Genomic DNA, 15329 nt, shown 5'->3' with positions numbered 1-15329 from the left:
AATTTCTCAAAATGGATACAACCCGTAATTCAATTTCCGCCTTCATTGAAAAGTATTACCTCCATTTCAATGCCGCCGCCCTGGTAGATGCGGCGAAGGGGTATGAGCAGCATCTTGCCGAAGGAGGTAAAATGATGATCACCCTGGCCGGCGCCATGAGTACGGCGGAAATGGGGAAGATCCTGGCGGAAATGATCCGGCAGGACAAGGTCCAGATCATCTCCTGTACCGGGGCCAACCTGGAAGAAGACGTCATGAACCTGGTGGCGCATAACAGCTATAAGCGGGTGCCACACTACCGGGACCTGAGCCCGGAAGAGGAGTGGAAACTTCTGGAAAAGGGCTATAACCGGGTTACCGATACTTGTATTCCCGAGGAAGAAGCTTTCCGCCGCATGCAGAAGTATATTTTCCGCCAGTGGAAGGACGCCGAGGAGAGTGGGCAGCGGTACTTCCCGCATGAGTACATGTATAAGATGCTGCTTTCGGGCGACCTGGAACAATTCTACGAGATTGACCCGAAAGACAGCTGGATGCTGGCGGCCGCGGAAAAGAACCTTCCCATTGTAGTTCCCGGCTGGGAAGATTCCACGATGGGAAATATCTTTGCTTCCTACTGCCTTAAAAAGGAACTGAAGCCCGCCACCGTGAAGTCCGGGATTGAGTACATGACCTGGCTCGCGGACTGGTATATCAAAAATTCGGAAGGCAAGGGCGTGGGTTTCTTCCAGATCGGAGGCGGTATCGCCGGCGATTTCCCCATTTGTGTAGTGCCTATGCTTTACCAGGATCTTGAAATGGAAACCATTCCGTTTTGGAGTTATTTCTGCCAGATTTCCGATTCCACCACGAGCTACGGATCTTATTCGGGGGCCATTCCCAACGAAAAGATCACCTGGGGCAAGCTCGATATCCATACGCCTAAGTATGTAATTGAGTCAGATGCCACGATTGTGGCGCCGCTGATCTTTGCATGGCTGCTTGATATGTAATTGGATAGCAGCAGTATGCCGAAAGGACATAGGCCAAAAAATTAAATAAAAAAAATTGAAAAATCAATTTAGAATGATTATAAATTATTAAAATCGGGGGGTACCTGCGATAAATAATTTTTTATGTCATATTTTTGTCATCCCAAAGTCACGTGCCGCAAAAACGTACTTTGACACACATTAAAGACTATTTTACAAGAGATAGATATACGCAGCAATGAGTCATAACTCTTCCATCTGTTTCACGCGGAGATTATCCGGATTCGCATTTTCCTTCTTCCTGTTATTCACCTTTTTCACTTATTCAGCAACGGCGCAGGAGCCTCAGGCCCCTGCCAGCGATACCGCTGCCGCCATGCAGGATACCGTAGCTACCGGAGGTGCTTCCATTGCAGGAGATATTGCCAACGGTGAAACCTTATTCAGCAGCTATTGCGCCGCCTGTCATGCATTGGACAGGAAGATCACCGGACCTGCCCTTGCAGGCGTGAACCAGCGTCATGATCAGCAATGGCTCATCAACTGGATCCACGATTCCCCCGGGATGGTTGCCAGCGGCGATCCGGCAGCCGTAGCCATTTTCGAAGAATACAACCAGTCTCCCATGCCTCCTTTCCCCCAGTTATCGGAAGGGGAGGTCATTGATATCCTGTCTTATATAGAGGCGGAAACCCAGGCGCTGCAGCAGCCTGCCGCCCCCGCGGCTGGCGGTGCAGAACAGGCGGAAGACAAGGGGACTTCCGGCATTACCGTGATCGGCCTGCTTGTGCTGGCTGCACTCCTGTTCCTGGTTACCCTGGTCCTGAACCGCACCATCGGTTCGTTAAAAAGAGTGATCCTGAAGAACCAGGGAGTAGAGGTAGCGCCTGAAGTAACGGCCAAAAAGGATTATATGGGGGCCTTAAAAAGCTGGCCCGCAATAAGAAATTCATTGCTGTTTCCATCCTGGTCGTGCTGATGGCCGGTTCCGCCCTGAGCTGGAACGTCATGTGGAACGTAGGTGTGGAACAGTATTACCAACCTACACAGCCTATTCGTTTCCCGCATGACCTGCATGCCGGCGCCATGGAAATTGACTGCCGCTACTGTCATGGGGGCGCCTGGAAAAGCAAGAACGCAACTATTCCTTCACTAAGTACCTGTATGAATTGTCATAATGTGGCAAACGGACAGGGAAGCGATTCTCCGACTGCGGAGGCGGAGATCGCAAAAATATATAAAGCGCTTGACTACGACCCGGCAACGGGCGAGTACGGCGACAATCCCGAAGGGGTTGAATGGATCAGGGTCCATAATCTTCCCGACTTTGCCTATTTCAACCATTCCCAGCACGTGACCGTTGCGGAAGCCTCCATCCGGGAAGCCAAAGGACTGAAAGCAGACGACCCGGTTTGCTACGCCTGCCACGGGCCGGTTGCGGAAATGGAAGAGATCTACCAATTCTCCCCGCTGACCATGAAGTGGTGTGTGGATTGCCACCGCGAAACCGAAGTGATCCATGCAGAAGATAACGCATACTATGATAAGATCCTGGCAGCTCATGAGCAGATGAAAAAAGGTGGTGAGGGGATTTCTGTAGCTGATCTGGGCGGCATCGAATGTGCAAGATGCCATTATTGATTGTTTATTAGCCATTGTAAATGGAAAAACTGACGAAAAAGTACTGGAAAGGATTCGAGGAGCTTTATAACACTCCCGAATATCAGGAATCGAAGCAGCGGGAATTTGCGGAGGACCTCCCCGTGGAGGCCCTTGTGGAAGAGATCAATAAAAATACCGTTACCCCTCGCCGCGATTTCCTGAAAATGATCGGATTCGGGGTGGGAACGGCCACGCTGGCCGCCTGTAACAGGGCGCCTGTGCGCAAGGCGGTGCCTTACCTGGTAAAGCCGGAAGGTGTAACCCCGGGTGTCCCCGATTATTACGCATCCGCTCTGCCGGACGGGTACGGGATACTGGTGAAAACACACGAAGGCCGTCCTATTAAGATTGAGGGTAACCCTGCCTGCCCCATTGCCAAAGGCGGTGTGGATGCAGTAGGGCATGCTTCCCTGCTTACCCTTTATGACAACGGGCGCCTGAAGGAGCCGGTTATGAACGAGCAGGAAGCCAGCTGGGATGATGTGGATAATGTCGTGGTATCCCAGATGAATTCCCTTAATTCGGAAGGGAAAAACGCTGTTATCCTTTCCTCAACCATCATCAGCCCTTCAACTAAAGCGCTTATAGCCCAATTTATACAGAAATACCCGAATACGGAGCATGTCGTTTACGAACCGGTTTCGCATTCAGCTATTATAAAGGCGAATCAGAACAGCTTCGGAAAAGCGGTACTGCCGTCCTACCGGTTCGACCAGGCTTCTGTGATCCTGAGCCTTGGTGCGGATTTCCTGGGTACCTGGATCTCTCCGGTGGAGTTTTCAAAGCAGTATGTTTCCAGGCGCAACGTGAAGTCGATCAGGGAAGAAGGGGTGATGTCCAGGCATATCCATATCGAGAGCGGGCTTTCAATGACCGGGACGAACGCGGACATTCGTATTCCGCTGAAGCCTTCACAACATGGAACAGCCGCCCTTGCCCTGTATAATGAAATTGCAAAACGGGCGGGAGCAGCCGGCCTGCAGGCTGGCGAACTGCCTCAGACGGCGACGAAGAAGATTACAGAGGCTGCCGAAGCGCTCTGGGAGGCAAAAGGAAGCGCCCTGGTAGTTTGTGGCGTAAATGACATTGCCGTTCAAACGGTAGTAAATGCCATTAATTCCCTTCTGGGTAGTTACGGTACCACAATAGATCTGGATAATCCGCATTTCACTCATCAGGGTGATGAGGCTGCTTTTGCCGCATTGCTTGACCGGATGGGCCGTAAAGAGATCGGCGCGGTGTTTTTCCACGGAGTAAACCCGGCATACGATTATCCGGAAGCGGGTAAATTTATTGAAGCCCTTAAAAATGTGCGGATGAAGGTGTCCTTCTCGGACAGGGTGGACGAAACTGCGGCGCATTGCAACATACTTGCTCCGGATCATAATCCATTTGAATCCTGGAATGATTACCAGCCGCGCCCAAGCGCTTATTATGTTGCCCAGCCTACCATTAACCCTCTTTTCAATACCCGGCAAATGCAGCAAAGCCTGCTCGCCTGGATGCTGAACCCGATGCGGTGGGAGGATTATATCCAGGATCACTGGGAAGCTAATATACTTCCCGCAGCGGGAGGAGAAGGCACGGATGCGGCGCATAACTGGACGCTTCTTCTTCAAAAAGGGGTAGCGGTACTTCCGGTAACCGCCGGTGCGGCCGCCTATACTTTTTCGCAGGATCTTAGTTCGCCTGCAAGGGCCATCATCCAGGCTGCCGCTTCGCTTAAAGGCGAGTTTGAACTCTCACTTTATGAGAAGCCCGCTATGCGCGATGGCCGTCATGCCAATAATCCCTGGCTGCAGGAATTGCCCGACCCGGTATCAAAAGTAACCTGGGACAATTACGCGGCTATTTCTCCCCAGACCGCTTTGGAACTGGGCGTGAAGCAATGGGATGTAGTGGAATTGAAGTCGGCTTCCTATTCCGTTCAGCTCCCGGTACTGATCCAACCCGGCCAGGCCGCTGGAACCGTATCGGTTGCCCTGGGATACGGACGTACGCATTGCGGAAAAGCCGGCAATAACGTAGGTAAAAATGCCTATCCTTTTGTCAATCTTTCAAACGGGGCCTTTCGTTATGCAGCCGGGGTCAGCGTGACTCCTACCGGCGATATATACGAACTTGCCCAAACCCAGATGCACCATAGCGTGGAAGGCCGGGATACGGTAAGGGAAACGACGTTTGCACAATATTCCGAAGATCATAACGCGGGAAGCAATCCCAATCATAATCACGATAAGCTAAAAGAAGGCGAGGACCCGAATAATCCTTACTACTCTTTATGGGATGAACATAGCAAGCCCGGTCATCACTGGGGAATGGCTATTGACCTGAATTCCTGCACCGGATGCGGCGCCTGCGTGGTGAGCTGCAGCATGGAGAACAATGTGCCGGTAGTAGGAAAGGATGAGGTAAGGCGCAGGAGGGAAATGCATTGGATCCGTATTGACCGCTATTACGCGGTTGATGAGGAAGACCCGGAAAACATCGAAGTAGTGCATCAGCCGATGCTTTGCCAGCATTGCGACCATGCACCCTGCGAAACGGTTTGCCCGGTGCTTGCCACGATGCACTCTTCTGACGGCCTGAATCAGCAGGCTTATAACCGCTGCTTCGGTACCCGTTACTGCGCGAACAACTGCCCCTACAAGGTACGCCGTTTCAACTGGTTCAACTATGCCAATAACGACGCCTTTGATTATTATATGAACAATGACCTGGGCAAGCTGGCCCTTAACCCCGATGTGGTGGTCCGTTCAAGGGGAGTTATGGAAAAATGTACCTTCTGCGTGCAGCGGATCCAGGCTGGCAAACTGGAGGCGAAGATGGAGAAACGCCCTCTTAAGGACGGGGACATCGAAACCGCCTGCTCTACTTCCTGCCCGGCCGACGCCATTACCTTCGGCGATATCAACGATCCCGAAAGCAGGGTAAGTCAGCTGCTCAAAGATGACCGCGTTTACTATGCGCTGGCCGAGTACAACGTACAGCCCGGAATCGGGTACATGACGCTGGTGAGGAATAAGACAAAGGCTGCCCACGCCGAAGAGGGACACGGGCATGACCATGATAAGAAAAAGGAAAATCAGCACCAGGAGAATATTTACAAGGATCTGCTCAGGTTAGGATAATTTAATTAGGAACCGGATTTAGCTATGCACGAATCAATTATAAGAACACCACTTGTTACTGGCAATCCTTCCCTGCACGATATCACGGAGGATATCAGCAGACCTGTAGAAGGAAAACCCACCAAAGCCTGGTGGATAGGCTTTATCTTCTCGTTTTTGGGGCTTTGCCTTTGGCTGTATTCCGCCGGCTATACAATGACGGTTGGTATAGGTGCATGGGGCCTTAACAAAACCGTTGGATGGGCATGGGACATTACCACCTTTGTCTGGTGGGTAGGTATCGGGCATGCAGGGACGCTGATCTCTGCCATCCTTTTGCTGTTCCGGCAAAACTGGCGGAATTCCATTAACCGCTCGGCGGAAGCCATGACGCTTTTCGCCGTAATCTGCGCCATCACCTATATCTTTACCCATATGGGGCGGCCCTGGCTTTTTTACTGGGCCTTGCCGTTGCCAAACCAGTACGGCTCCCTTTGGGTAAACTTTAACTCGCCGCTGGTATGGGACGTATTTGCGATCTCCACCTATTTCTCGGTATCGCTGCTGTTCTGGTATATCGGCCTGCTGCCTGATATCGCCACTATCCGCGACCGGGCAAAAGGTGTAGCAAAAAAAGTATACGGCTTTTTAAGTTTCGGCTGGACGGGCTCGGCGCGTTCCTGGGTTCGCTTCGAGGCGGTTTCGCTTATTCTTTCGGGCCTGGCAACACCCCTGGTACTTTCCGTACACACGGTGGTATCCATGGACTTTGCCACCTCCCTGATCCCTGGCTGGCATGCGACGCTCTTCCCGCCTTATTTTGTGGCGGGCGCTATCTTTTCCGGTTTTGCCATGGTGCAGACCCTGCTCCTGGTAGCCCGGAAAGCAATGAGGCTTGAAAATTATATTACCCTCTACCATATTGAGCTGATGAATATTATCATCATGGTCACCGGGTCCATCGTTGGCGCCGCCTACCTGACGGAGCTTTTCATCGCCTGGTATTCCGGCGTGGAGTATGAACAATACCTTTTCCTTAACCGGGTTTCCGGACCGTACTGGTGGGCTTACTGGATTATGATGACCTGCAACGTGATCTCTCCGCAGTTAATGTGGTTCAAAAAGCTTCGTACAAGCCTGGCCTTCACCTTCTTTATTTCTATCGTGGTAAATATCGGGATGTGGTTTGAGCGTTTTGTAATTATCGTTACTTCGCTTCACAGGGATTTCCTTCCCTCCAGCTGGGCGATGTTCCATCCTACTTTCTACGATGTGGGCGTATTCGTCGGATCCATAGGGGTATTCTTTACCCTGTTTATGCTTTTTATTAAGTTCCTGCCCGGTGTAGCGATGGCTGAGGTGAAACTGCTGCTGAGGAATTCCAGCGAAGCGGCAAAAAAGCGTATGGCGGCCAAAGAAGGGAAGACCTACCAGTTCTCGCCTGAAACAGGGGGAGTGGTTATTGCAGCAACAACAAATGTCAGGAAAGGAGAGAATCATGAATAAATATGCAGTAGCCCTCTATGACGACGAGGATATACTGAAATCCGGTATCGGGCGCCTGCAATCGGCGGGAATAAAGATACACGATGTCTATACCCCCTACCCGGTACACGGGCTGGAGAACCTGGTTGGGGTAAGGCGCTCCAGGCTGGATATTGCCGCTTTTTGCTTCGGCTGCCTGGGCGTTTCCTGTGCATTCCTGATGATGTGGTACATGATCACGTATGACTGGCCCATGAACATTGGCGGAAAACCAAACTTCCCGATCATCAGCTTTATTCCTATTTGTTTTGAAATGACGGTCTTGTTTGCTTCCTACGGTATGGGGCTTACGTTTTTCATCGTGAACCGCAATATTCCCGGTTCGACTCCCCGGATCATGGATGAACGGGCAACGGATGACCGCTTTGTAGTGGCCGTTTCCCTGAATGATGCGGAAGATCCTGAAGGTATAAATTCCCTGCTTCGCGATTCGGGAGCGGTGGAGATCAAGCAAAAGGAAGCTGCTTACTGATTTGAAATTGATTCTGTGAATAATTTGAAGACATTAAAATGAAGAGAGCCGGAATTTTATTTTTAAGTGCATTTGTTGCGGCTTTGATACTGGTATCCTGTTCAAAGGTCCGGCGGAAACCCGGATGGGAATATGCTCCCCAAATGTATGAACCGGTAGCTTATAATCCGGATCAGCCGAATTCCGCATTTGCTGACGGCAGAACCGCGCAGCTGCCCCCTGAGGGAACGGTACGGGCCGAGGAGGAGTTTTACTTTCCTTATGCCAAGGAAGATTCGGGCTTCGTGGCTGCCGGACGGGCTTTTACGACGAATCCTCTCGCCGGCACAAAAGGCGCCCTCGCACAGGGAAAGGGGCTTTATCTTTCTTACTGCTCCCACTGCCATGGCGAAACAGGGCAGGCTGACGGAGGAGTGGTTGTGAACGGGAATTATCCGACACCTCCGCCTAAGTTCAATGATGCGACGGGTGTACGTGCCCGTACGGGCGGACCGCTCATCGAATATACTCCCGGTATGCTCTATCATACCATTACCTACGGCTATAACGTGATGGGGCCGCATGCTTCCCTGGTCACCCCGGAGGAAAGGTGGAAGATCGTATTGTATGTACAGGAATTACAAAAGTTATAATATTGGTAAACGTATTTCAGAATGCAGTTACAGAACGAACAATATGAGTTTTCAGGCAAAACAAAGACCATCAGCCTTGCGATGGTTGCTGTTGGGGTGATCTGTATCGCTGCCGGCTTTATTACCGGCGATACCGAACGTACCTGGGCCAACCTGCTGCTCAATAATTACTACATGGTGCTGATCGCTTTTTCGGGAGTGATGTACTGCGCCATTCAATACATAGCCCAGGCCGGCTGGGGTACCAATATTCTGCGTGTTCCCCAGGCCTTCATGGCCGTGATTCCTTATGCCGCCATTCTCCTGGTGATTGTGCTGGCGGCGGGTTTGGGTACGCATAACCTGTATCATCACTGGGCGGACCCCGCGCTTTCGGATCCGGCCAGCCCGGAATATGATCCCATTATAGCCGGGAAGACCAGCTATATGAACGTTCCCATGTTTATGGCAAGGGTCATAGGATTTATGCTGGTATGGGGCTTTTTTGCCTGGAAACTGCGTCAGTTTTCACTTAAAGAAGACTTTGAAGGCGGCTTGCGGTACTTTAAAAAGGGTATCGTTTATTCCGCCATCTTCTGCGCTATCTTCAATTTCACGTTTCCCCTGTTTGCCTTTGACCTGATCATGTCCATTGAAACGCACTGGTACAGCACGATGTTCGGCTGGTATAACCTGGCTGCACTTTGGGTGAGCGGGCTGGCAACCATTGGTTTTATCGTAACTTCGCTGAAAGAAAAAGGATACTTTACCGCCGTTAATGAAAGTCATATTCATGATATCGGGAAGTTCGTGTTTGCATTCACTATTTTCTGGGCCTATATTTTTATTGCCCAGCTCCTGCTGATATGGTATGCAAACATCCCTGAAGAGGTTGTTTATTTCTACAAAAGGTGGACGGGAACATACCGTTTCTGGTTTTGGCTTAGCTTTGTCCTGAACTTTTTCGCGCCCTTTATGCTCTTTATGACCAGGGATGCGAAAAGAAAACTGAAAACGGTAAAATACGTTTGCCTCCTGGTTATCTGCGCCCACTGGCTTGACCTTTACCTGATGATCATGCCGGGGATGATGGGGACCGAGCGCGAGTTTGGTTACCTGGAACTGGGAACGTTCATCGGATATGCCGGTTTGTTTGCCTTCCTGGTACTCAAGGCACTGAGCAAAGCTCCTCTTTATGCCAGGAATCACCCTTATATGGAAGAGAGTTTACACCATCATATATAAAAGTTTAAATCTTCGAGATGTCGCTGCGAAATAAATTATCTTTTCTGTTAGCCCTGGCGCTGTGCTTTTTTACTAATGCGCTTTTAGCCGCACAGCCCGGTGAGTTTGGCGATACTGCTTCAGAAAGTGGGGGCGTATGGTTGACAGTTCTTTTTTACGCGGTACTGATCGTGTTGATTGGCCAGGCGCTGATCATTATCGGTCGTGTGCTGCAGGTATATGAATTAAGTACGGAGGCGGCAGGGACAAGGAAGAATATTCCCTGGAACGCAATAAACGGAGGTTTGTTCTTTGTCTTCCTTATCGCGGGCATTTACTTTTCCTTTTGGGAGATAAAGGTACACGGCGCCCTGACCCTGCCGGATGCGGCTTCCGAACACGGTAAGAGCTGGGACAGCATGTATATTACGACTTTCGTTATTACCATGTTCGTGTTCGTCGTCACGCATATTCTTTTGCTGGGCTTTGCTTTTAAATACCGGCAGAAGAAGGGCAGGAAAGCCTTCTTCTATCCGCATAATGATAAACTGGAGATTATCTGGACCACTGTGCCGGCCGTGGTGCTGACCTTATTGGTGGTATTCGGCTGGGTAAACTGGAACCGGATGACCAATCCCAATAAGCAGGCCAAGGACCCGCTGGTGGTGGAAGTGGTAGGGCGGCAGTTCAACTGGCTGGTCAGGTATCCGGGCAGCGACGGCGAACTCGGCCCAAGGGATTACAAGCTGATCAATTCGGTAAACGCGCTGGGTGTCGACTTTACGAACCAGACCTCTCAGGATGACCTGATGCCTTCCGAACTGGTACTTCCGGTAGGGAAGCCGGTGAAAATGATATTCGGCGCCCTGGACGTGATCCATAGCGCTTATATCCCTACGCTGCGGGTACAGATGAATACAGTGCCCGGGATGCCTACCTTCTTTTATTTTACGCCTACGCTTACTACGGAAGAAATGAAGGAGAAAACCGGGAATGCTGAGTTCAATTACATGCTCTATTGCAATAAAATATGCGGTTCCTCCCATTATAATATGTCCATGAAGGTAACCATACTTTCGGAGATGGACTACCAGCAATGGCTGAAGGAGCAGCAGCCCTTCTACAGCGGAGATATGAAGGAGCAGTTGCAGAATGCACAGTCCGGTGACACAGCGTCTTCGCCGGAAAACAAATCATTGGCGTTGAACATTAATTAACAGTAGAAGAGATTTAGACATGGCAACAATTGTGACACATGAACCAACCGGACTGCACGATAACTTAGCGCATACCCCGGACGGGCATCATCATAAGGAAACCTTCCTGACAAAATATGTGTTCAGCCAGGACCATAAAATGATCGCCAAACAGTTCCTGATCACGGGGATTGTAATGGGGATCGTCGGAATGGGCCTGTCGCTGCTCTTCCGGATTCAGCTCGCTTATCCCGATCAGACGTTTCCTTTCCTGGAAGTGCTTTTAGGAAGATTCGCCGAAGGGGGGCGTATCAGCCCCAGCTTTTATCTCGCTCTTGTAACTATACACGGCACCATTATGGTGTTCTTCGTGCTTACCGCCGGATTGAGCGGAACCTTTGCGAACCTGCTGATCCCCCTTCAGATTGGCGCAAGGGACATGGCTTCGCCCTTTATGAATATGCTGTCCTACTGGTTTTTCCTGGCGGCAAGTATTGTAATGCTGGGCTCATTCTTCCTGGAAGCCGGGCCTGCTTCTTCGGGCTGGACGGTATATCCTCCCCTTAGCGCCCTGCCGCAGGCGATTCCCGGTTCCGGCCTCGGAATGACCTTCTGGCTGATCAGCATCTTCCTGTTCATTATTTCCCAGGTGCTGGGCGGTATTAACTATATCAGTACCGTATTGAACATGCGCACGCAGGGAATGACCATGACCAAAATGCCGCTTACCGTATGGGCGCTCTTCCTGACAGCCGTACTTGGGCTGCTTTCCTTCCCGGTACTCGTGGCAGCAGTGGTGCTGCTGATCTTTGACCGGAGCTTTGGTACCAGTTTTTACCTGTCGGATATTTTTATCGGCGGGGAAGCCTTACCGAATACAGGCGGCAGCCCCATTCTGTACCAGCATTTGTTCTGGTTCCTCGGACACCCTGAGGTATATATCGTGATCATGCCTACCTTCGGGATTGTTTCCGAAGTACTGTCCGTAAATTCACGTAAGCCTATTTTTGGTTACCGTGCCATGATCATGTCCATGCTGGCTATTGCCGGACTTTCCTTTATCGTATGGGCGCACCATATGTTCGTTTCGGGGATGAACCCCTTCCTGGGCGGCGTGTTTATGATCACCACGCTGATCATTGCGGTGCCATCGGCCGTAAAGGCGTTCAACTATATTGCTACGCTCTGGCGCGGTAATATTCATTTTACGCCGCAGATGCTGTTCGCCATCGGGATGGTGTCTTTCTTCATTTCAGGCGGCCTTACGGGAATCTGGCTGGGGAACTCGGCGCTTGATATCAACCTTCATGATACGTATTTTGTAATTGCGCATTTCCACCTGGTAATGGGCAGCGCGGCGATTTTCGGGATGTTCGCCGGTATTTACCAGTGGTTCCCGAAAATGTTCGGCAGACTTATGAGCAGCAGGGCGGGTTATCTCCATTTCTGGCTAACCTTCGTGGCGGCCTACCTGGTATTCTTCCCTATGCACTTCCTGGGCCTTGACGGGGTTCCCCGGCGTTACTATGAGTTTACGGCCTTTGGCATGTTCGAGGAATGGATACAGGTGAACAAACTCATTACCGTGGCGGCTATTGCCGGCGGTGCAGCGCAGCTGATCTTCCTTTATAACTTCTTCCGGAGCATCTTTAAGGGAGAGCCTTCGACGCAGAATCCCTGGAAGTCAAATACGCTCGAATGGACTACTCCTGTAGAGCGCATCCACGGCAACTGGCCGGGAGATATTCCTCATGTACACCGCTGGCCATATGATTACAGCAAGCCGGGAGCGGAGGACGATTATATACCGCAAACCGTACCTTATTCACAAACCATCAGCTCGAATGTGCCGTATGATTTCGGCTTCCACGGGGATGCGGAAGGATTTAGCCATGAGTTTTACAAAGGGACTAAAGAGGAACGTACGCCTGCCAAGGAATAAGGCAGGGATTTAAAGAGTCGACGGACGCGGTGCTGTAATGTATTCGAAACCTGAAAAGCGATTTCTGGTATGGAGCCTGGCAGCGATCATTGCAGTTTATGTGCTGATCCTTGTCGGGGGAATTGTCAGAAGTACCGGTTCAGGCATGGGATGTCCCGACTGGCCGCAATGTTTCGGCAACTGGGTTCCTCCCGCGGACGAGAGTCAGCTGCCGGCGGACTATGCAGAGCAGCTTACACAAAAGCGGCTTGATAAAAACGCGCGCTTTTACAGTATGCTGGATAAACTGGGCATTCCGCATGGCGAGCTTTCAGAAGAACATGCGGCAGGGGAGCATATTTATTTCAACCCGGTAAAGGCCTGGATTGAATATTTAAACCGCGTAGTCGGAGTGCTGATTGGAATATTTATTTTTCTTACCCTGCTGTTTTCCCTGCAGCTTTTTCATACACACAGGCGCGTGACCTGGCTGAGTCTCTTCACGTTCCTGCTGGTGTGTTTTCAGGGCTGGCTGGGCTCTATCGTGGTTTCCACCAATCTTTTCCCGGGGCTGATCACGATACATATGCTGCTGGCGCTGGCGATTGTGCTGCTGCTTATTTACGCACGCCTGCTGGTGAAAGGCAGGCAGGAGGCCTTAAGAATATGGTCAGCGAAGGGGCTGAAAGGCGTAAAGGCAATTATGCTTTTATTGATGCTCCTTACCCTCGCGCAGATTGTCATTGGCACACAGGTGAGGGAAATGATCGATAGCATAGCTGAAGCATACGATTACCAGTTTCGCGATAGCTGGGTGGCCCGGACCGGAAATATTTTTAATATCCACCGGGACCTGGCGCTGGCGGTTATGGCGGCCGCTTTGTTCGGTGCCTGGCTGGTGCGAAGGACATTTGAAAAAGGAAGCCGGCTCCGGAATGTTTTTATGGCCGGGTTCCTGTTGATAGTGCTGCAGATTGTGTCGGGAATACTTTTATCAAGGTTTGGTTTACTCCCGGTACTGCAACCACTGCACCTTCTGGTATCCTGTGTGGTGTTTGGATTGCAGTTTTACTTTGTTTACAGAATTTACAATAGAAAATTAAGCGTTATAGATCGTGATAGCTGAAGAGAGATACGAAGAAAAGCTCCCGGTGGCCCTTGGCCGGAAATTCGCTGATATTTCCCAATTGGTAAAGCTCAGATTGTCGATGCTGGTTGTTTTTTCTGCCGTCATCGCATTTGTGCTGGCCAGTACGGAAGCAATCGACTGGTCGCGGCTGATCATGCTGGTGATCGGCGGCTTCCTGGTAACCGGTGCGGCCAACGGCTTCAACCAGGTAATTGAAAAACAGCCAGACGGGCTTATGAACCGCACCCGCAACCGGCCCCTTCCTACGGGCAGGATGAGTTCGGCGGAAGTGATTGCCCTTTGTGTGTTCATGGGCATCAGCGGAGTACTGATCCTGGGGTTTTTTACGACCTGGCTGACTGCTTTGTTCGGCGCCCTGTCACTCGTCCTGTATTCTTTTGTATATACGCCTCTGAAGAAAAAAGGGCCGATAGCTGTATATATTGGCGCCATACCCGGCGCTATGCCTCCCTTGCTTGGCTGGGTTGCCGCAACCGGTGAGTACGGCCTGCTGCCCGGCTTGCTTTTTGCCGTACAGTTTATGTGGCAATTTCCGCATTTCTGGGCCATCGCCTGGGTAGCTGATGCGGATTACCGCAAGGCGGATTACCATTTATTGCCGCTGCGGTCGGGCAGGAACCGCGGCAGCGCCATGTTCATCCTGGTTGCTACCCTGTTATTGCTGCCTGTGAGCCTGCTGCCCGTGTATTTCGGTTTCGGCGGCGCGGTAACTTATGTCGTTACTATTGGTATGGGGCTGATGCTGCTGGCCCAGTCCATCCGCCTGCTGCGTACCTGCGAGGATAAACATGCCCGCCAGGTGATGTTTGGTTCATTTATTTACCTGCCTGTTATTCAGCTGGTATTGATGATAGATAAAATGATATGATGATCGCCATGAAAAAGGAGCCGCTCATAAATGTGCGCCCGCTTAAGTTTATTGTGTGGCTGTTTGTAGCAAGTTCCATAATGTTATTCGGAGGCTGGACGAGCGGTTTTATTGTTAGCCGGGTAAGTCTCCTGGCAGCCGGGGAATGGATCACTTTTGAACTGCCCCGGATATTTATGGTATCCACCGCCCTGATCGTGCTGAGCAGCGCGTCCATGCACTGGGCGCGGGTTTCCGCCAAACGCCTTCATTTCGGGAAGGCAAAGCTCGCATTATGGATCACCATGCTGCTGGGCATAGGGTTCCTTGTCTGCCAGGTTGGCGGCTGGGTCCGGCTTACTGAAATGAATATGTACTTTGCCGGGCACGTGTCCGGATCCTACATTTATGTGATCTCGGGATTTCATGGCCTGCATATTGTCGCCGGCCTGTGCCTGATCGCCTCCTGCCTGACCGGATTGTACAGGAACATCGCGCAGATAAAACAGAACCTGCGTTTTGAAGTAACATCCGTGTTCTGGCATTTTATAGATATTCTATGGATATATCTGTATGTTTTTTTACTTTTGAACCGCTGAAAACCATTTTCAAATTAAAAT

13 protein-coding genes are annotated in these 15329 nt (G+C 50.9%); all 13 read left to right on the top strand.

Features of this window, described 5'->3' with window-relative positions; genetic code table 11:
* Positions 1–11: 11 nt before the first annotated feature.
* Positions 12–992: a deoxyhypusine synthase family protein gene (locus FRZ59_RS02330; RefSeq protein ID WP_132127478.1), complete on the top strand. Its 981-nt coding sequence runs from the start codon at positions 12–14 to the stop codon at positions 990–992.
* A gap of 217 nt (positions 993–1209) precedes the next feature.
* Positions 1210–1950, top strand: coding sequence for a c-type cytochrome (locus tag FRZ59_RS02325; RefSeq protein WP_147698212.1), 741 nt, complete (start codon positions 1210–1212; stop codon positions 1948–1950).
* Positions 1950–2612, top strand: coding sequence for a cytochrome c3 family protein (locus tag FRZ59_RS02320; protein ID WP_225975150.1), 663 nt, complete (start codon positions 1950–1952; stop codon positions 2610–2612). The genes FRZ59_RS02325 and FRZ59_RS02320 overlap by 1 nt, the downstream gene beginning before the upstream one ends.
* A gap of 20 nt (positions 2613–2632) precedes the next feature.
* Positions 2633–5764 carry a TAT-variant-translocated molybdopterin oxidoreductase gene (locus FRZ59_RS02315; protein WP_132127480.1) on the top strand — a complete coding sequence of 1044 codons (3132 nt, stop codon included), beginning with the start codon at positions 2633–2635 and terminating at the stop codon, positions 5762–5764.
* A 24-nt stretch (positions 5765–5788) separates the two neighbouring features.
* Positions 5789–7249, top strand: coding sequence for an NrfD/PsrC family molybdoenzyme membrane anchor subunit (gene nrfD / locus FRZ59_RS02310; protein ID WP_132127481.1), 1461 nt, complete (start codon positions 5789–5791; stop codon positions 7247–7249).
* Positions 7242–7760 (top strand): DUF3341 domain-containing protein, encoded by a 519-nt coding sequence (locus FRZ59_RS02305; RefSeq protein WP_132127482.1) that lies wholly within the window; start codon positions 7242–7244, stop codon positions 7758–7760. Before nrfD ends, FRZ59_RS02305 begins: the two co-directional genes overlap by 8 nt.
* A gap of 38 nt (positions 7761–7798) precedes the next feature.
* Positions 7799–8392, top strand: coding sequence for a c-type cytochrome (locus FRZ59_RS02300; protein ID WP_132127483.1), 594 nt, complete (start codon positions 7799–7801; stop codon positions 8390–8392).
* Positions 8393–8413: 21 nt separating this feature from the next.
* Complete coding sequence (locus FRZ59_RS02295; RefSeq protein WP_132127484.1) at positions 8414–9616, top strand: quinol:cytochrome C oxidoreductase; 1203 nt, start codon at positions 8414–8416, stop codon at positions 9614–9616.
* Positions 9617–9633: 17 nt separating this feature from the next.
* Positions 9634–10812 (top strand): cytochrome c oxidase subunit II, encoded by a 1179-nt coding sequence (locus FRZ59_RS02290; RefSeq protein WP_132127485.1) that lies wholly within the window; start codon positions 9634–9636, stop codon positions 10810–10812.
* A 19-nt stretch (positions 10813–10831) separates the two neighbouring features.
* A complete protein-coding gene (locus FRZ59_RS02285; RefSeq protein WP_132127486.1) occupies positions 10832–12733 on the top strand; it encodes a cytochrome c oxidase subunit I in 1902 nt (633 codons plus the stop codon).
* A gap of 37 nt (positions 12734–12770) precedes the next feature.
* Complete coding sequence (locus FRZ59_RS02280; RefSeq protein WP_132127487.1) at positions 12771–13838, top strand: COX15/CtaA family protein; 1068 nt, start codon at positions 12771–12773, stop codon at positions 13836–13838.
* Positions 13828–14730 carry a heme o synthase gene (gene cyoE, locus FRZ59_RS02275; protein WP_225975149.1) on the top strand — a complete coding sequence of 301 codons (903 nt, stop codon included), beginning with the start codon at positions 13828–13830 and terminating at the stop codon, positions 14728–14730. The genes FRZ59_RS02280 and cyoE overlap by 11 nt, the downstream gene beginning before the upstream one ends.
* A complete protein-coding gene (locus FRZ59_RS02270; RefSeq protein WP_132127488.1) occupies positions 14727–15308 on the top strand; it encodes a cytochrome c oxidase subunit 3 in 582 nt (193 codons plus the stop codon). The genes cyoE and FRZ59_RS02270 overlap by 4 nt, the downstream gene beginning before the upstream one ends.
* The last annotated feature ends 21 nt before the right edge of the window (positions 15309–15329 follow it).

This window comes from Anseongella ginsenosidimutans (assembly GCF_008033235.1).
Lineage (GTDB): Bacteria > Bacteroidota > Bacteroidia > Sphingobacteriales > Sphingobacteriaceae > Anseongella > Anseongella ginsenosidimutans.
The sequence above is the reverse complement of the archived record's forward strand: the minus strand, read 5'-3'. Positions and strand labels throughout refer to the sequence as shown.